Annotated in this window: 1 pseudogene; it reads left to right on the top strand. The window is 57.6% G+C overall.

Features of this window, described 5'->3' with window-relative positions:
- Positions 1-323: pseudogene (locus B1964_RS28585) on the top strand (ABC transporter ATP-binding protein); the annotation flags it as partial.

Raw genomic sequence — 323 nt, 5'->3', positions numbered from 1 at the left:
CGTAAGCGTGCCGGGTTGGCGCGGGCGTTGGTGTTGGATCCGCAGATCATCTTGTGTGATGAGCCGGACTCGGGTTTGGATCCGGTGCGTACCGCCTATATTTCGCAGCTCCTGATCGATATCAATTCGCAGATCGATGCGACGATTCTGATCGTGACGCACAACATCAACATCGCTCGGACGATTCCGGACAACATCGGGATGTTGTTCCGCAAGGAGTTGGTGATGTTCGGTCCGCGGGAGCAGTTGCTGACCTCGGAGCAGCCGGTGGTCAAGCAGTTCCTCTCCGGTGATCGGTTCGGTCCGATCGGTATGTCGGAGGA

It is taken from the genome of Gordonia sp. i37 (assembly GCF_002043085.1).
Classification (GTDB): domain Bacteria; phylum Actinomycetota; class Actinomycetes; order Mycobacteriales; family Mycobacteriaceae; genus Gordonia; species Gordonia polyisoprenivorans.
The sequence above is the reverse complement of the archived record's forward strand: the minus strand, read 5'-3'. Positions and strand labels throughout refer to the sequence as shown.